This is a genomic window from Rubripirellula reticaptiva (assembly GCF_007860175.1).
Taxonomy (GTDB): Bacteria; Planctomycetota; Planctomycetia; order Pirellulales; family Pirellulaceae; genus Rubripirellula; species Rubripirellula reticaptiva.
Map to the genome: position 1 here is coordinate 1,665,920 of NZ_SJPX01000001.1, position 19,749 is coordinate 1,685,668.

17 protein-coding genes are annotated in these 19,749 nt (G+C 55.3%); 4 read left to right on the forward strand and 13 right to left on the reverse strand.

What is annotated here, in order from left to right; translation table 11 throughout:
* Positions 1-77: 77 nt before the first annotated feature.
* On the forward strand, positions 78-644 hold the full coding sequence (locus Poly59_RS05950; RefSeq protein ID WP_146533079.1) for a DUF6580 family putative transport protein: 567 nt from the start codon (positions 78-80) through the stop codon (positions 642-644).
* A 44-nt stretch (positions 645-688) separates the two neighbouring features.
* Here Poly59_RS05950 and Poly59_RS05955 read toward each other — a convergent pair whose 3' ends face one another.
* The 7 genes from Poly59_RS05955 to Poly59_RS05985 all read right to left on the reverse strand — a co-directional run bounded on the left by Poly59_RS05955 (position 689) and on the right by Poly59_RS05985 (position 6,119).
* The gene (locus Poly59_RS05955; RefSeq protein ID WP_146533080.1) at positions 689-1,552 is read right to left on the reverse strand and encodes a hypothetical protein; all 864 of its coding nucleotides are present in this window, start codon (positions 1,550-1,552) and stop codon (positions 689-691) included.
* Between the two features lie 11 nt (positions 1,553-1,563).
* Entirely contained in the window at positions 1,564-2,157 is a 594-nt protein-coding gene (locus Poly59_RS30065) for a CAP domain-containing protein (RefSeq protein ID WP_246151409.1), read from the reverse strand.
* A 270-nt stretch (positions 2,158-2,427) separates the two neighbouring features.
* Complete coding sequence (locus tag Poly59_RS05965) at positions 2,428-2,943, reverse strand: hypothetical protein (RefSeq protein WP_146533081.1); 516 nt, start codon at positions 2,941-2,943, stop codon at positions 2,428-2,430.
* Complete coding sequence (hisH, locus tag Poly59_RS05970) at positions 2,943-3,584, reverse strand: imidazole glycerol phosphate synthase subunit HisH (RefSeq protein ID WP_146533082.1); 642 nt, start codon at positions 3,582-3,584, stop codon at positions 2,943-2,945. The genes Poly59_RS05965 and hisH overlap by 1 nt, the downstream gene beginning before the upstream one ends.
* Before the next feature lie 171 nt (positions 3,585-3,755).
* Positions 3,756-4,073: a hypothetical protein gene (locus tag Poly59_RS05975; protein ID WP_146533083.1), complete on the reverse strand. Its 318-nt coding sequence runs from the start codon at positions 4,071-4,073 to the stop codon at positions 3,756-3,758.
* 79 nt (positions 4,074-4,152) lie between these two features.
* On the reverse strand, positions 4,153-4,959 hold the full coding sequence (locus tag Poly59_RS05980) for a DUF4198 domain-containing protein (RefSeq protein ID WP_146533084.1): 807 nt from the start codon (positions 4,957-4,959) through the stop codon (positions 4,153-4,155).
* Between the two features lie 65 nt (positions 4,960-5,024).
* Positions 5,025-6,119, reverse strand: a complete 1,095-nt coding sequence (locus Poly59_RS05985) for a DUF1559 domain-containing protein (RefSeq protein ID WP_146533085.1) — start codon at positions 6,117-6,119, stop codon at positions 5,025-5,027.
* A 31-nt stretch (positions 6,120-6,150) separates the two neighbouring features.
* Between Poly59_RS05985 and Poly59_RS05990 the strand changes: the two genes are divergently transcribed.
* Both Poly59_RS05990 and Poly59_RS05995 read left to right on the forward strand, forming a co-directional pair.
* On the forward strand, positions 6,151-6,402 hold the full coding sequence (locus Poly59_RS05990) for a hypothetical protein (protein ID WP_186776039.1): 252 nt from the start codon (positions 6,151-6,153) through the stop codon (positions 6,400-6,402).
* 407 nt (positions 6,403-6,809) lie between these two features.
* The gene (locus tag Poly59_RS05995; protein WP_146533087.1) at positions 6,810-7,088 is read left to right on the forward strand and encodes a hypothetical protein; all 279 of its coding nucleotides are present in this window, start codon (positions 6,810-6,812) and stop codon (positions 7,086-7,088) included.
* A 153-nt stretch (positions 7,089-7,241) separates the two neighbouring features.
* Here Poly59_RS05995 and Poly59_RS06000 read toward each other — a convergent pair whose 3' ends face one another.
* The 6 genes from Poly59_RS06000 to Poly59_RS06025 all read right to left on the reverse strand — a co-directional run bounded on the left by Poly59_RS06000 (position 7,242) and on the right by Poly59_RS06025 (position 16,288).
* Positions 7,242-8,240, reverse strand: a complete 999-nt coding sequence (locus Poly59_RS06000; protein ID WP_146533088.1) for a Kelch repeat-containing protein — start codon at positions 8,238-8,240, stop codon at positions 7,242-7,244.
* A gap of 83 nt (positions 8,241-8,323) precedes the next feature.
* A complete protein-coding gene (locus Poly59_RS06005) occupies positions 8,324-9,052 on the reverse strand; it encodes a YqjF family protein (RefSeq protein WP_222436041.1) in 729 nt (242 codons plus the stop codon).
* A gap of 107 nt (positions 9,053-9,159) precedes the next feature.
* Complete coding sequence (locus tag Poly59_RS06010; RefSeq protein ID WP_146533089.1) at positions 9,160-12,306, reverse strand: efflux RND transporter permease subunit; 3,147 nt, start codon at positions 12,304-12,306, stop codon at positions 9,160-9,162.
* Positions 12,303-13,517, reverse strand: coding sequence for an efflux RND transporter periplasmic adaptor subunit (locus Poly59_RS06015; protein WP_146533090.1), 1,215 nt, complete (start codon positions 13,515-13,517; stop codon positions 12,303-12,305). Before Poly59_RS06015 ends, Poly59_RS06010 begins: the two co-directional genes overlap by 4 nt.
* A 642-nt stretch (positions 13,518-14,159) precedes the next feature.
* Positions 14,160-15,005, reverse strand: coding sequence for a PA4780 family RIO1-like protein kinase (locus Poly59_RS06020; RefSeq protein ID WP_146533091.1), 846 nt, complete (start codon positions 15,003-15,005; stop codon positions 14,160-14,162).
* A 230-nt stretch (positions 15,006-15,235) separates the two neighbouring features.
* Entirely contained in the window at positions 15,236-16,288 is a 1,053-nt protein-coding gene (locus Poly59_RS06025) for a nucleoside monophosphate kinase (protein WP_146533092.1), read from the reverse strand.
* Positions 16,289-16,612: 324 nt separating this feature from the next.
* On the opposite strand from Poly59_RS06025, the gene Poly59_RS06030 reads away from it, so the two are divergent.
* Positions 16,613-19,747 carry a PSD1 and planctomycete cytochrome C domain-containing protein gene (locus Poly59_RS06030; protein WP_146533093.1) on the forward strand — a complete coding sequence of 1,045 codons (3,135 nt, stop codon included), beginning with the start codon at positions 16,613-16,615 and terminating at the stop codon, positions 19,745-19,747.
* The last annotated feature ends 2 nt before the right edge of the window (positions 19,748-19,749 follow it).

The window sequence follows — 19,749 nt, forward strand, 5'->3', positions numbered from 1 at the left end:
GGCGGCTCGGCTAAAGTGACGTGTTCGCTGTCGACATTGAATTGTCGATTCCCGTCTCAACGAAATCCAACGCCGCCATGATGTTTTACGCTCTGACCTTGATTGTCGCTGCCAGCCGCTTTTTGCCACACCCACCAAACGTGGCGTGTGTCGGGGCGTTGGGACTATTTGCGGGCTGCTATTTGGCTGGGCGGCGAGCATTTTTGGTGCCCGCGGTCGTGCTGTTGATCAGCGACATCGTCGGTCATGCACTGCAGATCCCGGGCATGGGTTTCTACTCGCCCGTCGCCATGTTGGGCGTCTACGGCGGTGCAACTTTGGGCGTGATGGTGGGGCGTTGGGTGTCCCGTGCGAATCAGGCGTCTGATCAGTCGGGCTTGGGTGCCAAGATTGCTCGGATTTGTGGTGGCTCGCTCGCTGCGTCGACGCTCTTCTTCGTGACCAGCAACCTGGGTGTCTGGATGGCCGGATGGTACACGATGACCATCGGTGGTTTGTTCGCTTGTTACGCCGCTGCCATCCCGTTCTTCGGTTACACGATTGCGGGTGACTTGGTTTTCACCGCTGTCTTGTTCGGTGCCTATCAGTTCTCGGTGAATTCAGTGACCGTTCGCCAGCAATTGGTTCCTGTCAAAGTTCGCTAGTCGAGCCGTTGTGCTGCGAACCACTTTCGATTCGGAAACACAGATCACTTCATGGGTGTCTTAACCGCACCCATCGTGAACCAATCGGACAGTGAGATTCGCAAGTCGTCGCGTTTCTTGCCAATCGATTTGTTGAGCTTGGCAACCAGCTTTTCGTCCTGTTTTTGGACGAAGCGTTCGACCAAAACTTCTTGCATGATTTCGCCCCATGCTTCGGCCGCATCGCCGCCGATGTGGCTAACACGGTCCACCTCGAACGATTCAAGCTTCAAATTTGCTTGCTCGATCACTGGATCAATGACCAAGTCGGGCGGTATCTTTCGATAGTCGGGATAGAAGCCGATCGTGGCCGAAGAAGTCATGCGGACCTTCATCTTCCCCGTCACCGTGACGCTGAATAACTGGATGCCTAGATTGTGACGCTGGACGCGTGCGCTGAAATGCACCGGAGCAACGATGGTGGAGTCGATCTTCCATCGTTCTTGCCCCGATACCGGGTCGATGACGGGGGTCACCGCGTCGATCGTGACGTCAACGTTTCGCGCTGCGCCGGGCTTCGGCATCGTGACTTCGTACCGGATCCATCGCCCATGGTCGACATCGCGAAATTTGCGGTGCGTTTTTAGTTTCAGGCCGTCCATCTTCATCGACACGCCTGCCCAAACTCGTTTGGTGTCGCCCCATCCTTTGTCGCCATCAAAGGTCCGCGGCAATTCTACTAGCGCTTTGTCGACGAGCCACTGGACCGACGCTTTCGCGCTCGCAGTATCGATCGGCATCGAGACTGACGCGGCGCTGACCGTTTGCCCAGCAACCGGGTCGTCCGCGACACCCGAGGCCGCTTGTGCCGCGCATAAAAACGCGGCAGTAGCCCACGCCAGGGCACTGCCGCGTCGAATTTGAATCACTGCGATCGGGATTAGCGATAGACGACCGCGAAGTACACGCCGTCGCGTCCGGTTGCCATGGCGGCTCCGGCGTACTGCATTCTGGTATCGCTGGTGAAGCATGCCGACACTCCCGACGGCGAATACGAACTGGACCAACCCACACCCTCGTAGGTTCCGGGCGAAAACGATCCCGGCGGATGGCTCTTCAAGCCCATCGAGGCCATTTCTTGTGCTCGCCGTTCGGCAACAGCTTGCAACGACCTATCGTATCGCAGGGCACCGACGCCCTGTCGAGATCGCTGTGCGTTCAAGGCCGCCAAAACATTGCTGACGCCGCCTCTTGCTCGCATCGCCGACGACGAAGCCATCGGTGCGGGCGAGTTGGACGAGGTCGGCTGGACCATCGACGGAGTTTGACCGCCAGCGGTAACCGCAGAATTCGCAGTCGGGGCTTGGCCAGCGTGCATTTTGCCACACTTGGCGCAGAAGTAGCTGGCGCCTGACGAAACAGGCATCGACATGGCGGGTGACGAAACGATCGGGTACTGAGCCGAGGCGATGTTGCCGCTGGCAACTATCATCCCAATCGACAAAACAGCTGCAATACAAGCAAACTTACGCATTGAGTCTCTCCGACGAACTAACAGACAAGGAATCGCCACAAGCAAACGGATGCCAGAGCGAATGTTGGTCGCAAGGATGAAGAAGTTGCGGATTAGGTAAAGGGGGTTTACCTGGAAGTTTGCGAAGAAGATTTGGGCGATGCCGTTTGGCACAGTCGATAACCAAGACGGCACCAAGACTTACGAGCGGCTTGGATGAAATTCCCAAGAAGCAGAAAACTTTGCCAGAACAAAAGCTTGGGTAGCCTGGGTTGTTTGGCGTGTTTCTGTTTAGGTGGCGTCGAGTTGGTAGGTCCAACGGACTGTTGACGCATTGGGGCCAGAATTTTTCGGGTCGGGAGCGTTCGAGTCGGCTGCTGCTCGGACGATTCCGGGCTCAATCGCTTCAAAATCGCCGTTACTGACAGACAAACCGAAGCTGTTGGACGTTTGGTAGGTGCTGCCGAGCGAGCCGGCTTGGCCGCGACATTGGCACGCCAAATCAAACTTAAGCGATGAATCACCAGCTTTTTCCACGCTGATGCTCCAGTGACCCTGACCAGCGGCACCAACGCCCAGGATTACGGCTGACCCGCCGATTTCTTCCAGCGAGAGTTGCTGGATCGGTGGCGATGGTGGCCAATCTGTCTCGCCGTCTCCATCGACGCTGTCGCCAGCGTGAATGCCATCGACAAAAACGCTTTGGACAAAACGGTCGGCCCGCCATTGAAACACAACGTTCAACCGCCCGTCGGCGGATGAAAGAGAGACATCAGCCGGCACGCCCGATTTTTCTTTCACGCTCATCAAACGCTTGCCTCGGCATTCATGGTCATCCCGTTAAACGACGCCAGCAGTTTCAGTCCGTTGTCCTGGCTTTTTTCAGGGTGAAACTGAGTCGCAATCACGTTTCCGCGGCGAATTGCGGCACAGAACGGCCCGCCGTAATCGCATGTTAACGCGACCACCGATGGATCCGTCGGCCGAACGTAATACGAGTGAACAAAGTAGAAGTGGCTGTCGTTCTCAATGCCTTCGGTCAGAGGGTTTGCGTCTCCGGTCGGAGCTTTCTTGGTAACCGTGTTCCAGCCCATGTGCGGGACTTTGAAGTTGCTCGGCAAGTCGAAACGAACCACATCACCAGCCAGAATGCCCAGCCCTTCGTGCTCGCCATGCTCAAGGCCACGTTCAAACAGCAACTGCAGTCCCAAGCAGATCCCCAGAAATGGTCGACCGGAGTCGACAAAGTCGATGATCGGCGAGGCGAGGTCGCGCCGCCGAATCTCGGCCATGGCGTCACCAAACGCGCCGACACCGGGCAAAACAAGCTTTTCGGCACTGGCAATTTCTGCTGGGTCCGAGCTGATCTTCGCCTCGCCACCCACTTTCTCGATGGCTTTTTGGACACTTCGCAGATTGCCCATCTGGTAGTCAACGATCGTAATCATGGCGTGGCAGAAACGAATGCAAGTGGAATGGAATTAAGGCTGGCTTTGCAGTCACGGCGAGGTCACAGGAGTGACACGTCAACTTACCCGAAAGTAATCACAAAATAACCCCGTTTTGGATTGCTCCCTTCAGCCGACGCGGTTGGCGATCGCGTAGGGGATACGGTTCAATCATTCAGGGACTTTGGTGCTGGCAATGATCGAATCCGGATCCGATTGAAAATGGTCTAAGCATCCGTTGCTGCACAGTTTCGCCTGATAGCCATGAACTTCGGCCGTGAATTCGTCTTTGCCGTCCATGCCAAGATTGCAGACATAGCATTTGCCAATGACGTGATCTTCGGTGCCGTCAAGCCGATCGGCGGCGGCTAGCGAAGCGAGGGTTGCTTGGTCCGGTGCTAGAGTTTCGGCCGTTGGTTCGTTCTTGCTGCCACAACCGGCCGCGCTGATTAGTACGGCCATCAGGGTGAGGATAGTGAATCGTTGCATTGTTTTCTCGAGTGTTAAAAATTCGGGTGGGAATGATTTGAAAATGAAGCAGAGCTCGTCGGCAGTTGCTGGCCGCTGGTCAGTTGTTGATCAGTCGCTTGGAATTGGCGACCTGCACAGTAATTGTAGACGAGTAGCTGGTAAATTCGTACTCGTCCGATTTCTCGTCCTCGGCTGTGTGATGAGCAACGATCAAGTAGCGGTTTCCCGATTGAGGAACAAAGCTGACTTTGCCATCGCTGTCGCTATGAGTTTCGTATTCGGCATCGAACTCGCCGGACAATTCGATACCCTCGGGTATGAAGCTGACCACGACGTCGGCCAGCGGTTTGCCCTGATGTAAAACGCAAGCAGTGATCGGATTCCCTACTGCTGCGTCATTGATCGGGCATGATTCAAGCACCAGTTCGAACGGCAATCCTAAAGGTTCGTCGTGAGTGTGTTCATCGGCAGCGGCGGAGTCCAAGGAATCGGAAACCAGGAAATAAGTCTTGGCGGTGCGAATTCCACGAACCGATTTGCCATGGTTCATTACTCGGTCAAGCGACTCGACAACGCAATGAACGCCCGGCTGCGTGGCGTCGATCCGGGTTCTCCAGCAGCCTTCCTTTTCGGCGGACGCGGTCGTGTACAGTTGGCTGCGAATGTCGGTCTTCGTTCCATCCGGTGCGATGTGGTCGACCGAGACCCAGTCCAGGTCGATACGCCCGGCTAACTTAAAATCACGATGATGGTTGCCGTGATTGCCAAGGCACGCATCAATATTGATGTATTCGCCAGTGCGCACCACGGGGGTGTTGGTTTGTAGCCAAAGGTCGTGCGCGGATGCTGTTGTACACACAGTTACCAGCACAAGCAGTGACATGAATTCAGCGCGGTAAAGCATCGAGATCTCTTTCAGTTGAAATGGGAAATTCGAAATGGTGAAATGGTTGATTGTTGAAACGCGATTCAATGTTCATTGATGACTTCATGTCCGTTTCGCGTTCCCAGGGAACGCCAGACTTCTAAGTCGATGCTTTCGTTGACGAAGTTGACGCTACCGTCACAGCGGGCCATGTGGACGCCGCCGGGATGATTGCTTCGTGCACCAAACACTCCCCAACCACAACTTTGCATGTCGGGGATTCCGCTTTGCGGTGGGTGATAGTGGGTGTACCCGGTCCAGTATTCGCGGCCATTGATCCAGCCTGCACCGCGTTGCCCGGACCATCCGCGATGCAGACTGCTGGCACGTGTGTAGGCTTCCATTTGATTAGGATCGGCGGGCAAAATGTACCCGGTCATTCCTGGTACTGCCGGCGGCATTGATCGGCTGATGAATGCACAGGTGACGTTGAACATCGTTCGTCGCCGCAGCATGTCATTGGCCGGTTCGGTTGGCGACTGTTCCAAGACGCCTAACAGGTGTTCCGAGAACGCGGCTGTGTTGCTAAGCCCGTCCGTGATGGCTTCAAATCCGACTTTGGAATTGATCCACAAGACGCCATCGGTGGGCACTCGCGTGTCATACAAAGTGCCGACGCCTGTGCCGGTGTTCATGGCATAGTTGGTGCCGGAATAGGGCTGCGTCGGACCGTTGCCTGAGAGCGATGTGACGAAGAATGTTCGATCCTGTGATTCGCTGGGGCACGACAGCGTGGGAATGGCCGTCGCCGCCGCCGTGTCGTGTGGCGACACCAACGTTCCCGGACAGCAGCCGACATTTAGCGGCCGATCAAAATGGATCATGTCCAGGACGTTGCCCTCTTCATAAAAAGGAGCCATCTGAGCAAAGATCGAAAAGTTTCCGGACGTACCTGAGCCGATTGTGTAGTTCGCGGGCAGTTTGCGATGCGTGCTTTCGTAGTTGTGCATCGCCAAAGTGATTTGCTTCAGGTTGTTGCTGCACTGCATTCGCCGAGCAGCTTCGCGAGCTGACTGAACAGCGGGCAACAACAGTCCAACAAGAATGCCGATGATGGCGATCACGACCAACAGTTCAACCAGGGTGAAGCCATGCCGTTGATGGAAAGTTCTAATAGAGGCGGGAATTGAGAGGTTCATTCGGTTTGTTTGTGCTAAGGAAGTTGGTTCAGTGCGCACCGATATCCAGGTCGCGGCAATCTTCTGCAGCGAACGGTGCAAGGTGCTTTGCGAAATGAAAGAGACATTGCGGTTGCGAGATGCCGGTCGCCGCCGCGCCAGCGATGAAGGCCACACTGGTGTGAGGAGCGAGCCTTCATGCACTAACGCGGTAGCGGTGATTTCTGCGCAAGCACGGCTCGACCTAAATGGCAGCACCGATGCGCGCAGCAACGATCCGTATCGCAAACAGTTCAATCAATAAGAGACCTCGCCCGACTGACAACACTTTGCATCAAGTGCATCGAATCAGTGTGCGAGGTGCATCAAGCCGACTACGGAATCGGCGGATCAGGGCAGGTGCTATTCGGCAAAGGTTGATCGTTGTGGATTAGTAAGCAATACAGCAAGATCGGTTCGATCGCGGCTGTAACAGCAGCGCGTGATTCAAGGTTCACGCAGGAATAGATTGTCCACAGTAGATCGAAACCGCGGCAAAGGGCGGCGTCTTCAAGACGGACCAAACGCATCGATGAGGACGCGTCGGTTCGGGCATGGTCAGTTGATCGTTTTGTCGGGACCGCATGGCACGTTGCCGAAGTTGATGAAGAGGCAGACACACATCCGCAGCAAGATTTCGCGGTTTTTTCGGAGTTCGCAGCGGCCGGCACCATGCCGAGAAGGCTCGTTTCGCTGGCGCGTGCGACAAGGAAGTCGGGCGGCTGGACGTGGTTTGCCGCGGCCCACTTCAGCTTCTCGGTGTCGCTGTGGCAGCAGCATTTATCCCAACAAAAATCTGCGGTCGAGCAGCCGCAGGCACAGTCTTCGCATGGAAAACGGCCGTGCTTCGGCGTCGGCGGAGACGCGATCGGCAGTCCAAACAATCCGCACGTCAACACAACCAACAGCAGTGTGCTGATGGCTCGTCGCGGGACGACCGGTCGTGCTTGACGAAGTAAAAACAAAGTGGCTAACTAGCCCATTGGCGTGCCGTCGAAGGCTCGCTCCTCACGCCTCCAATTCTAGGTGGTGTTGGTGCTCGCGTAAATCGGCAATCGAATAGGTGCGACTTGGTGCCGCAATTGCAATCACCGTTTCAGTCGGTCAGTTTGACTCGTTCAATTTCAAGCGTTCAGTGGTGGTAAGTTCGGGGCTGCCACCTCGGTTGCCGCTTCCCGATGCGGTGTAGAGGCTGTCGCCGATCACAACCAGTCCCGTGCCATGTCGGCCTCGGCCGAGTGGCGGATACGTCGACCAGGAATCCGACGCTGGGTCGAAGACTTCGATCTCGTCATGTGCCTTTTTTTCGTTGCCGCTCTCTCCGCCGCCGACGACCAGCTTGCCGCCGATTGCGACGACGCTGTTTCCGGCTCGCGGCGTCGGCAGCTTCGGTGTCTGATCCGCTGGCAGCCACGATTCAGTCTTGAAGTCGAACACATCGATGATCGGCTGAGTGCGTGAGAAGACTTCACCAGTAGCTTGCGATGTGTCGCGTCCACCTGCGGCGTACAGTCGATCACCAATCACTGCGGCTTGAAAGTGATCGCGGGTGTGGGGACTGTCGGGCAAGATTTCCCAGTGACCTGTTTTCGGATCGTATCGGTCGAGCCAATTGCGGCAACCATCGATGTGTCCGTTTGTGATGCCGCCAATCAGATAGATCATGCCATCGTGATAGACCGCACCGGCGCCACCCCGGCGTCGCGACTCGGGGATCGAATGGACAAAGTCAAATCGATCTTCCTTCGGAAAGTAGACGACGATCTTTTCGAGCGGTGTTTCTTTCGGATAGGGCCCCGTCATCGCGCCCATCAAGTAGATGCGGTCATCGACCACGACGCCCTGAAAATGGTGCAGCTCCATCGGGGTCGGCGACTTTGCCGTCCATGTATTCGTTGCTGGATCAAACACGTCCACCGGATTGATGCGACGTCCGCCCAGCAAGAACAACTTGCCATCAAATCCCACCAGCGCCGCTTCGTGACGTGCGGTCGGTTGGCCATTGGTGGAAATGGTTTCCCAGCTTGGTGCAGGACTGGGCTCAGCGCCGCGGGCGATCGTCGTCAAGCAAAGCAGCACGGTGGGCAAGAAAATGAAACGCATGGGATGGTGAGGACTCTGTTGAAAGTGGTGTTACGGGTCTTGGTTCATCGCCTTGTCCAATACCGACAATCATGTCGATAGTACTAGCATCGCGTGGGCCGCCAAGCTTGGACGTCGACGGGCGCGGCGAACAACAAGTGTGGTTCGGCTTGAAAGTCAAAATTGGTTGCGTTCCCCATTGTGTTCTGCCGGAGTTGCCAGCTTGCGTTCCGTAATTGCCAAGGTGGATGAAAGATCTCGCCACGATAGATCGCATCACGCTTGTTGGCGCTGTACAGGCAATACCGCGCCGTCAGCCAGTGCTCGAGTGTCCCCGGTTCTGCATGGAACACGTCACCGAGAGGCCGATACGTTGCGTCGAAAATTGCGGCTGGTTCGCGTCGGTGAGTTCGGTCTGAACGATACGTGATTTCACCGTTGCTCGCTTTTGTCGCAATCGACATGTTGGCGTCCATGTAAGGCAGATTGAACGTTTTCCTTGCAATGCGAACCGCGACCGGATTGGCGGCATCGAGGGAATAGAACCAGACTCCTGGTTTGCCGTCTTTGATCACATAGGTTCGGACATTCAGTTCAAGAAAGCGACTCAGCCACGGGACTGCGGGACATCCTCGTGGCGCGACATCGGACATCTGAAACGGTACCACTCCCACCCACGCTTGCCCGCCGAAAGTGTCGACTTCTAATCCCGCCGGCAACTTGCTCGCAATCAGATCAGCATCGATCGGCCAGTGGGCGAACAGCAACTCGGACCACTGCATGCGCATGATCCACGGCGACGACGGCAGTGGCCAAGTTCGGTCATCGTTCATTAAACACAAACCGGATGGAGTTCAGGAATACGGCGTATCAGTTTGCTGATTGAATTGGAATGCAGGCACTCGGCCCGCCGTACTAACCGTAATTTCCGTTCTTTCGATCACCGGTTGGCAACTGGCGCCCAGTACCATCGCGCTGCCGCTTTGGTGTGTCTGCCCACGTCGGCTCCGATCAGAACCACGCAAGGCACCATGTACAAGGTGATCACCGTTGCAAACAGGACTCCAAAGGCAAGCGATACCGCCATCGGGATCAAGAATTGGGCTTGGATCGACTCGTCCATCATCAAGGGCAGCAGACCCATGAATGTTGTGATCGAGGTTAAGAAGATGGGACGAAACCGTTTGCCGCCTGCTTCGAGTGCCGCATCATGCAGCGACACACCACTTGCTTGGCGTCGATTGATGTAGTCGACCATAACGAGCGTGTCGTTGACTGCGATGCCAGCGAGCGCCAGCATGCCAAAAATCGAAAGGTACGATGGCGTCAGGTCCAGCAGGATGTGGCCTACCAGTGCGCCGATGATTGCGAAGGGAACCGCCAGCAAGACATAGATAGGCTGTACCAATGACTTTAACGCAATCGCCAGCAATCCGTAAAGCGTCAACATCAGCAGCGTCGCGCCGACGATCGTTTGCCGTTTCGTCTTCTCGGCTTCGGCGACGTAGCCAAGGAACTGGTACGAGAGGCCATTTTTTAGGCACATCGCATCGAGTTTGGGAGCTAGTTCCTTTGAAATGCCGACCACGTCAACGGTCTCGTCGACTGGTTGAGCGCCCAATCGAATGATTTCTGCGCGCTCGTTACGCTCGACGTGCGATGGCGCTTTCACAAGATTGATCTCAGCGATCGTTTCCAGTGGTACCTCGGCGCCGCGCGGTGTCCGAATTCTCATGCGATCAAGCGTGTGTAGCGATTGCCTCGCCTCAAGCGGCAATCGTACCATCACGCGAACGTCGTCGACTCCGCGTTGCAGTCGCTGAGCTTCCTCGCCAAAGAATGCTTGGCGAATTTGGCTAGCCAATGCGGACTGTGTCAGACCAAGTTCGGCGGCTCGCGGTTTAAGACGGATTTCCAGTTCGTCCTGTCGTTCGTTGATGTTGGCCCATTGATCTTTCAAGTCACCGTAGCCATCGAGCAGCGATCGAATGTCGCGTGCAACTTGTGACTTTTCGGGCGACGATGGTCCGCGCAGCTCGATGTTTAGATCTTCGTCGTCGTACTCACTATCTCGGACGAGCGACGATTCGGATCGCGTTTCAAATCGTCTCGCCTCGGGCATCTCGCCCACCAATTCGCTCCATCGTGTCGCCATATCGCTGTTCTTCGGGCCGGGCGCGGTCCGTTCTTCCGGCGGCATCACCTCAAAAGCCAAGTATCCTTTCGACTTGTCGAAATCCGATCCCGGCCGACGTGCACCGGTCAATCGAACGATATTCTGAACCAGCGATTTGCCAGTGCCGGGATCAACGAACTCTGTTTTCAGTTGGTCAAGTGCATCGGAAATTCGATCCACATATCGCTCGGTAACTTCGAGTGGCGTATCGCTAGGAAGTTCAAGCTTGGCGCTGATCCGTGTGCTGTCGACTGAAGGAAAGGCGACGAAGCCCAATCGTCCGCCGACACAGTAGCCCATCATTAACATCGCCATCGCGACAAATCCGGCAACCACAGCCAAGCGGTTTCGGACCGCTAATCGCAAAGTTGGTTGATAAATGGACACAATAAACCGTTCCAGTCCCGATGCGATCGCAGCCTGGAATCGTGCGAATAGGCCTCGCCCAGTATCGCGGCGCAGGTGTTTCAAGTGAGCCGGTAAAATCAACTTGGATTCGATCAGCGAAAACAGTAGCACCGGTGCTACTACGGGCGGAACTTGCCTTGCATAGTCGCCCCACGTGCCGTCAAAAAACATCAGCGGCAAAAAGGCAACGACTGTCGTAAGAGCACCAAAGGTGACCGGCGTTGCAACTTCCCGAGTGCCTTCAATGGCAGCTTCAAGCGGGTCGATGCCTTCCATGATTTTGGAATACACGTTTTCGCCCGTCACGATTGCATCATCGACGACGATGCCCGTCACGATAATGAATCCAAACAGGCTCATCACGTTCGCGGTCAGGTCGAACCACGGCATGAAAAGGGCGGCGCCGGCGAAGCTAACCGGAATGCCAATCACGATCCAGAATGCCAAAGACGGCCGAATGAACATGCCCAGGATCAATAGCACGAACAAACCGCCCTGCAGCAAAGACCACGCCAGCGTGCTAAGCCGATGCCGAATCGCCAGCGACTCATCGTCCCAAACCTCCAGTTCGATACCCTCGGGAAATCGAGTTCGCGCCGTTCGAACGTACTCACGAACTTCGTTTGAAATCCCCAGTGCGCTTTCGCTGCCAACTCGCATCACTGGGACGAACAACGCCGGCTTGCCGTTGAAGAACATTTTTTGATCCCCTTCGACAAAGCCGTCGCGAATCGTCGCAACTTCGCCGAGTCGTACTTCGGCGCCGGCGGTCGAGCGGATCGGAATGTCGTTGAACTCGTCTTCGGAATACGCTTGCCCGCGAGTTCGGACGATGAACGTACCACTGTTGCTGTCGATCGCTCCGGCGGGCAGGTCGATCGAGAATCCGCGAATCGCGTCCGCCAAATCTTGAAAGGTCAGGTTGTAGGCGAGTAGTTTTTCGACGTTGGCTTCAATCGAGACTTCGGATTCTTTGTCACCGCGAATATCGACGCGGCTAATGCCCGGCATCTCCAGTAAGTCTCGTTGGACCTGTCGCGAAACGCGGCGCATGTCATGGGGCGACAAATTGCCCATTACGGCAATTTGCAGAATGTCAAAGTAGTTGGCTGATTCGGGGATCAGCACCCGCGGTGGTTCCGTCTCGGCGGGGAATGTCGTGATCGTGTCGATCCGAGCCTTCACGTCGTCCATTAAGTTTCGCAAATCCTTACCGCGAGTCGCACGCAGAAAGAACTTGGCGCCGCCACGAAAACCGTCCGCGTTAAGCGAGTCGATTCCGTCGACGCCTTCGAGCGCCGCCTCGATCGGGATCAGGATGGCCTGTTCGACATCTTTTGCCGTCGCACCGCGGTACTGCATCTCGATCATCACCGTGTTCCAGCTCAGCGCCGGCGTCACCTCGAGCGGTACATGATTGATCGCGACGTAGCTGCCGGCGACGATGATCGCCAGCATCAAGAAATTCGCCGCGATACCATTAATCGTGAACCACCGGATCACGGTGTTGCTTCCATTTCAGCCGGCTCGCCCGCTAGCGAAGTGATCGAGTCGTCGTCAGGGATAATTCGCACCGAGCTTCCCTCGGGTGCATATACCAGCATCGACGTGGCAAGTAGATCGTTTTGATGAAATGAATGATTGGGGACGATGACATGTTTGGCATCCGACCAAAGCGGATCAATCGTCAGCGATCGCAGCGTTAGCTTATCGGAGTCAATCAGGTACACCTGGTCCAATCGGCGAACGGCATCACGAGGAATCGCAATCACGTCGCTGAGTGTCTCGCCGGTAACGGTCGCAGTAACGGGCTGGCCGATTCGCAAAATCGCATGGTCGGAGTGCAGTGCGAACGGATCGTTAATTCTGGCGATTGCGAAAAGTTCCAAAGAGTCCGGGTCAAGGCTGCCTTCGGTGCGAACGATCTTGGCTTTCCAGACGGATCCAGATGATGCGTCGATGGCATCATGCAATTCGACTTCGACGGGCTCGTCGCCTTCCATTTCGGGCAACGTCAAGTGTTTCAGGTCTCTGCCGGCGATCGGCAATCGAACCTCCGCAAAGTCAACGGCGAATACGTCGCCCAGCGCGGTGCCGGGACTGACCAGTTGTCCAACGCCGATCAACTTGGCGGCAACACGACCATCAAACGGTGCGTAAATTTTTGTTCGCTGTAAGTTTCGTTCTGCCTGATCGATGGCCGACGCTGTGATTTCAACCTGTGACTGGGCCTGTACGAGTGAGGCAAAGTCAGCGTCGACTTCGGACGTCGAAGCACTATTGCGCTGTGCAAGCGTCTGGACTCGGTCGTGCGCGGCTTCGGCTAGTTTTAACGTCGCCTTGGCTAGCTTGTTTTGTTCTCGAGCGATCTTCAGTGCGGTCTGATAGTCACGGTCATCCATGTCTAACAACAGGTCGCCGGTCTTGAAGAACGAACCGACTTCAAAGGCAAGCTGCGTTGACCGGATGGTTCCGGTGACTTCAGCACTCAAGGTCACCCGGTTGTGTGCCCCGACGACACCATTGGTTTCGATCTGAACGGCATAGTTGCTCGAAACAAGTGGCAGCACGCGACTGTGAATGACCTGTTCTTCCCCAGGTTCCGATTTCTCTTGTTCGGTTTCGACAGACAAGACCGAAAACCCATATCCGCCGGCGGCAAGGATACCAATCGGCAGCAGGAGACGGATCACAGCGGTAGCCAAGAACTTCATGTCGGAACATCGCCAAGGGGGTGGCGGGCTGAGGTGGGAAAGGAGGCGGGCGGCGAGAGCCTATTATTGTGATCAATCAATCCCCAGCGTCGAGGGTGAACGCCGGACAACTTTGTCCGTCACGCTGTGGAGATGCCGCAAATTCTTCAGCGATTGCTTCGCTGTGCTCCAGCAAAAGCCTGCGATAAGCAGGCAAAAAAGACATTTCCGCACTCGGGGGACGCGGTCTGTGTGACCTTTTTGCTGCATCTGGTCCGAGGCGAATCTTTTTTATGGATTGGTTGCATTATCTTGTCCTGGAAAGCGACTGAGGCTCGCCTCCTTCCCGAATGCGTTTAGCCAAGGTGCCCGCGTTCGTCGTGTTCGGCTAAGTCCAGACCAAGAATTTTGCCTCGGGATTCAATGTGAAGTCCGATCGTTTGCTTGATCACTCTCCATACGACGCACAAGATCGTGCCGTCAACACAGCCTACCTTCTATCATTCACGTTGCCGCTAAGTCCGAGATTCGAAGCGTCCTGGTCCGGCGATTTCGCGACTGTAATCAGGCTTGGCGGCCATCGCGGGGTTGATGCGTCGGTTGCGATGCAATTTGGCCCTTTGTTTTTTGTACTCTCGCCCACAGCAGAGCTGCGGCAATTGCTTACTGGTCGAGCATTCTCTTTTGGCGTTCACGCTCCTCTTCATACGCATCGTCGATGATGCGCAGCACCGATGCGACGTCGGCTTTCTTGGTTGAAAATGTAAACTCGCCCGTTAGTTTTAGGTCGGGTTTTAGTTCGCCTTTTTCATGCAGTTCCCAAATCTCTTCGGCATAGTGGGAATCTGTTAGTTCGGGGGCATACTGTGCATAGTAGGTGGTGATGTTGTCGACATCACGCTGTAGCATACGTTTGGCGTGGTTGTTGCCTGCGGCGTTGACGACTTGCGGCAAGTCAATGATGACTGGCCCGTCTTCGTTTTGGAGGACATTGAATTCTGAAAGGTCACCGTGAATCAATCCGACGCAGAGCATGCGCAAAACATAATTCATCACCTTGGCGTGATCCTTTACCGCTTGTTCTGGTGACAGGGTGATGTCGTTCAGGCGAGGTGCGACTTCGCCGTCGGGGCCCGTGATCAGCTCCATCAGCAACACGCCATCAAAAAGGCCATAGGCCTTTGGGACTCGCACGCCTGCTTTGGCAAGCAGGTGCAACGCATCAACTTCGGCGTTTTGCCAAACCACCTCTTGTTCATCACGACCAAACTTAGATCGCTTTTCCATCGCGCGCTGGCGACGGCTGTTGCGAGTTTGTCGTCCTTCTTGATACTGTACCGATTTCTTGAAGCTGCGTGCAGTAACGTCTTTGTATACCTTGGCGCAGCGAATCTCTTGGCCGCAACGCACAAGAAAAACTTGCGCCTCTTTGCCGCTCATCAAGGATCGAAGGACTTCGTCAACCAGACCGTCTTCGATTAAAGGTTCAATGCGCTTGGGTGCTTTCAACGGGGGCTTTCAGATTTTAAGTGCTTTCGAAACTTCGCTGCTTTACGAAATTCTACTACTTTGCGGGCACGAAGACTTTCAGATAGAACGGTGACAGCCACCTAACGCCCTGAACTTAGCAGGAAGGTTCCTGCGAGGCCACTCGGCCAAGCATGCTCGTTGCGGTGCCAGTAAATCTGGATATCGCCATCAGTATTGCCACGAGGTCGCAAGGAGATGCCGTCGTAACCTTAGGAGGCTGGAGCATCTTTGGGGAACGGCCTTAGGCCGAGCAACATCTCTGCTCGCTCGGTGAGCGGTTTGGCCGCGAACGAGATCTCGGTGTATTCCGCTAGGTGGCTGCTGACTAGGTCGTAGACGGTCTGGCGGTCTTGGCTGGTGTCGATCTCAACGCACCGATTCTTGCCCCTAAAGAACTCGACCGTTGGCAGTGTTTCTGCCTTGAAAGTGTCAAACCTTAGCTTCAGGCTGTCGGTGTTGTCGTCACTTCGGCCGGTGTATTTGGCACGACTCAAAATGCGGTTTTCAAGCACAGGATAAGGACACTCGAAAAATAGCATTTTCGGAAGTTCCATTTGCTTTCCCATGGCTTGGTTCCATCCATCCAGGTTGGCAAGCGATCGTGGAAATCCGTCAAGCAGGAAGTTGTACTTTCCCGTCGTTCGCGTCAAAAGCTCCATTGTGTTCTTTAGCAATGTTACCGCGATTTCGTTGGTGACTAGCTTTCCAGCAATTGCGAACTCTTCGATCACTGCCGCCGTCGGACCGCCGGCCTGTCGCTCGGCGCGCAGCAGGTCTCCCATCGATAAATGAGTCCAGCCGAGTTGAGACTCGGCAAGTTCGCACATCGTTCCTTTTCCGGCACCGGGGCCACCGAGGACAAAGACGACATTGGGTTGGGGGCATGGCTTTCTTGGGTCGAAGTGATGGACCAGGACCCGAGGCGCAGGCGAGACCCCCTTTTTATAGACATGCCATTCTCGGTCTGTTGGCGGCATCGCGTCATCGGACGTAATGTCATAGGCAAGGTGGCCGTCGAGACGCGAGATCCGCCAGGACTGGTAGCTGTTGGAATAGGAAATCGCAGGGCTTCGAGCTGCTTTTCCATCAGCACGGTCCCACGCCATTTTGCCGTTCCAATAGCCCGGGCTTGATACCGTTCCCGATTCTGATTCGACGGGTGGCGCAGTAGAAGGTACGAACAGTCCATCGACTTCGGGCAGGCCAGATCCGGAGACTTCAACATAGAAAGTGTTCGGTTTTGGCTCATTGATCTCGGTCATGACGTCTTTCGCGAATAGCGGACTAGATTGGAAGCGTTAACGGTTTAACGTTGGTTCGGGTCGCGGATAGGTGTGATTCGAGTTCGTTACGATGTGTTGTCCGCTGCGTCGTCAGGTCGAGTTGAACGTCATGAGCGTTTGTGCGTCAATAGCCGTTCCTGCAAGCGAAAATTTAGTTCCGGTACTGAGTAAACCACGGGAATCATCGTCAAGGCTGGAAATAGTTTCGCTTGAACGATGACTGTATCATGCTAAGGTCTAGCCCCACCCTGCCGACCTTTCTGTTCGGCATGAACGATCTCCTTACGTTCTGCGGATACTGTCATGTCTGACTCAGTCTCAGTTCTCCTTTCTCGGGCCACGTTAGCCGTGATGCTGGCGTTGAACGCCCTCGGCATTGGACAGGGCCAAGACGCACCCGTTGGTGCTACGACTGCTCCGTCGAAGCCATCCGTGTCAGAGCCCGGTACCACACCGAAGATCAGCTATAGCCGCGACATTCGCCCGCTTTTGTCGGATCGATGTTTTCTCTGCCATGGACCGGATGAAAAAACTCGTGGCGCCGAACTCCGGCTTGACTCGTTCGATGATGCGATCGACGGTGGGGCGATCGAGCCCGGTGATGCCGATGCCAGTGAACTGATCCAACGGATCATCAGCGGTGACAAAGGCTACGAGATGCCGCCGGCCAGTTCACACAAGGCGAAACTGAAACCCGATGAAATCGCGATCATAAAACAGTGGATCAATGAAGGAGCGAACTACGAAAAACACTGGGCTTTCGAGTCGCCACGACGACCGACTTTGCCCGTTAGCGATCTTCCAGCCTGGAACATCAGTCCGATCGATCGTTTGGTCATCGCCCGGCTAGCCGGCCGAGGCTTACAGCCAGCACCGCCCGCGGACCGGCGCACGCTGTTGCGGCGAGCGTCATTTGATCTGGTCGGATTGCCACCAACACCGACTCAGATCGAAATGTTCTTGGCTGACAAGTCGGTCGATGCTTGGTCTAACGCTTTGGATCGGTTACTCGCATCGCCAGCGTACGGTGAACATCAGGCGCGACACTGGCTAGACGTTTCACGGTACGCCGATAGCAACGGTTACCAATACGATTTCAGTCGCGACCAATGGGCGTGGCGAGATTGGGTGATTGACTCATTCAACCGAAATCAGCCTTTCGATCAGTTCACGATCGAACAACTGGCCGGCGACTTGATTCCCGGTTCGACACCTCAGCAACGTTTGGCCACGGGGTTCAATCGCAACCACCCGATCACGGTCGAAGGCGGTGTGATCGATGAAGAGTATCGCACCGAATACGTGCTGGACCGTACCACCACTGCCGGCACCGCTTGGCTAGGTTTGACGGTTGGGTGTGCTCGTTGCCACACTCACAAGTACGATCCAATCACGCAAACCGAGTTCTACGAACTGTCCGCGTTCTTCAACCAGATTCCCGAAAAGGGCATGAAAGGTTTTTTTCCGGACGAGCAGATTCCGTCGCCGTTTCAAGTCGAAGCGATCGACAACGCAAAACGAAAAGTTGATGCGGCAGAATCTCAATTTGCCGAATCGTTCGATCGATGGGGGCCCGACTTGGCCGAATTCGAGGCCGAGGCGTCGCTTGGTTGGGAAGAAGGCTGGGAAGTGATTCGTCCCACGATAGTAACATCGGATGGAAAAGCCACGATGAACGTGCTCGGCGATGGCAGTGTTCAAGTTTCCGGCGCAAACCCAAGTCGTGATAACTACACAATGTGGTTTGATGCGGACGGCCAGCCGATTTACGCGATCCGTCTAACAGCGATGCCCAGTGGTCCGGATGATAAACCACTGCTCGGACGCAGTTCCAATGGCAACTTTGTTCTTTCGGAAATCGAAACCAAGGTGTCATCGAAACGCCAGCCAAAGAAATTTGAATCCGTAAAGCTAACCGCCGCGTTTGCCGACTTCTCGCAATCGGGGTACGACGTCGCCTTTGCCATCGACAGTGCGCTTGACTCGAAAGGCTGGGCAGTTCTTGGCGACCAGGGTGCCAGTCAGTCTCGCACTGCCATCGTTGTTCCGGCGACAGACTTGGCGCCTGCGTCTGGCGGCAAGTTGCAGGTGACTTTGAAATTCCAAAGCGGTTTTTCGCAGCACCAAATGGGGCGTTTTCAAATCGCGTTCGCTCGGAAACCCAAATCCGCTTTGTTGCCTGCTGCGTTGCCCGTTTTGAATAAGCCCGCCGACCAACGAACCGCCGCCGATGAACTTGCGATCCGCCAGTGGATCACGCAGATCAAAGGATCGGTCGACGTCAAAGCGGCAATGAACGCCGTTTCCGAAGCTCGAAAAAAGCAAGCGGAATTGCTGGCCGAAGTGCCCAAAACAATGGTCATGAAAGAAATGGACACGCCCCGGAAAACGTACGTGCTTGATCGCGGCGAATACGACAAGTATCTAGATGCGGTGCTGCCAGGGACGCCTGCCTTTTTGCCGCCGATGCCAGCAGGGGTGCCGAATAATCGACTCGGGCTCGCGCATTGGTTGACCATGCCCAGCCATCCGCTGACGTCGCGAGTCGCGGTGAATCGACTCTGGAGTCAGCTATTCGGAATTGGCTTGCTCGATACACCCGAGGATTTTGGTTTGCAAAGTTCATTGCCAAAGTTCCCCGAACTATTGGATTGGTTGGCGGTTGAGTTCGTTGAATCCGGCTGGGATGTCAAAGCGATTTTCAAGACCGTCATGATGTCGCAGGTCTACCAGCAATCGTCGGTCACGACGCAGGACTCCTTCGCAAATGATCCCGAAAACCGCTGGCTGGCGCGGGGGCCACGCTTACGGCTTGATGCTGAATCGATTCGGGATTCTGCGTTGGCTGTCAGTGGTTTGCTGAACCCGAAAATCGGCGGGCCAAGTGTGTTTCCGTATCATCCTGCGGGACTTTGGATGGAAGTCAACAATCGACCTGGCTATTCGAGTGCGTACAAGCAGGATACCGGTGACAAGGTGTTTCGCCGTGGTGTCTATACCTTCTGGAAGCGGACGGTGCCACCACCGTCGATGGCTGTCTTCGACGCTCCGTCGCGTGAGTATTGCCAGGTTCGTCGGTCACGAACCAATACGCCGCTGCAAGCATTTGTAATGTTGCATGATCCCCAGTACGTCGAAGCCGCTCGCGTTTTAGCCGAAAAGATGATGGCCGCAGCAAGCCAAAACTTGCGTGGTCAACTTGCGTTTGGTTTCGAGACGGCCATCGGGCGGTCGCCATCCGAGCAAGAATTGGAACTGCTTCAAGTGACGTATCAAGAGCGAATCGAATTGTACGAGGCCGATGCTGCGAAGGCAGAGAAGTTGCTTTCCATTGGCAATTCATCTCGCAACAGCGAATTGCCGATTATTCAGCACGCCGCCATGACAACGGTGGCGCGAGTAATTTTGAACCTCAGCGAATTCATCACCAAGGGTTAATG

Excerpts from the sequence above, each read along its gene's own strand:
- hisH (WP_146533082.1), bottom strand. The coding sequence starts at position 3,584 with ATGATTACGATCGTTGACTACCAGATGGGCAATCTGCGAAGTGTCCAA.
- Poly59_RS05980 (WP_146533084.1), bottom strand. The coding sequence starts at position 4,959 with ATGCTTTACCGCGCTGAATTCATGTCACTGCTTGTGCTGGTAACTGTG.
- Poly59_RS06005 (WP_222436041.1), bottom strand. The coding sequence starts at position 9,052 with ATGAACGATGACCGAACTTGGCCACTGCCGTCGTCGCCGTGGATCATG.
- Poly59_RS06025 (WP_146533092.1), bottom strand. The coding sequence starts at position 16,288 with ATGACCGAGATCAATGAGCCAAAACCGAACACTTTCTATGTTGAAGTC.
- Poly59_RS05995 (WP_146533087.1), top strand. The coding sequence starts at position 6,810 with ATGCCGAGAAGGCTCGTTTCGCTGGCGCGTGCGACAAGGAAGTCGGGC.
- Poly59_RS06015 (WP_146533090.1), bottom strand. The coding sequence starts at position 13,517 with ATGAAGTTCTTGGCTACCGCTGTGATCCGTCTCCTGCTGCCGATTGGT.
- Poly59_RS30065 (WP_246151409.1), bottom strand. The coding sequence starts at position 2,157 with ATGCGTAAGTTTGCTTGTATTGCAGCTGTTTTGTCGATTGGGATGATA.
- Poly59_RS05965 (WP_146533081.1), bottom strand. The coding sequence starts at position 2,943 with ATGAGCGTGAAAGAAAAATCGGGCGTGCCGGCTGATGTCTCTCTTTCA.
- Poly59_RS06000 (WP_146533088.1), bottom strand. The coding sequence starts at position 8,240 with ATGCGTTTCATTTTCTTGCCCACCGTGCTGCTTTGCTTGACGACGATC.
- Poly59_RS05985 (WP_146533085.1), bottom strand. The coding sequence starts at position 6,119 with ATGAACCTCTCAATTCCCGCCTCTATTAGAACTTTCCATCAACGGCAT.
- Poly59_RS06030 (WP_146533093.1), top strand. The coding sequence starts at position 16,613 with ATGTCTGACTCAGTCTCAGTTCTCCTTTCTCGGGCCACGTTAGCCGTG.
- Poly59_RS05975 (WP_146533083.1), bottom strand. The coding sequence starts at position 4,073 with ATGCAACGATTCACTATCCTCACCCTGATGGCCGTACTAATCAGCGCG.
- Poly59_RS05950 (WP_146533079.1), top strand. The coding sequence starts at position 78 with ATGATGTTTTACGCTCTGACCTTGATTGTCGCTGCCAGCCGCTTTTTG.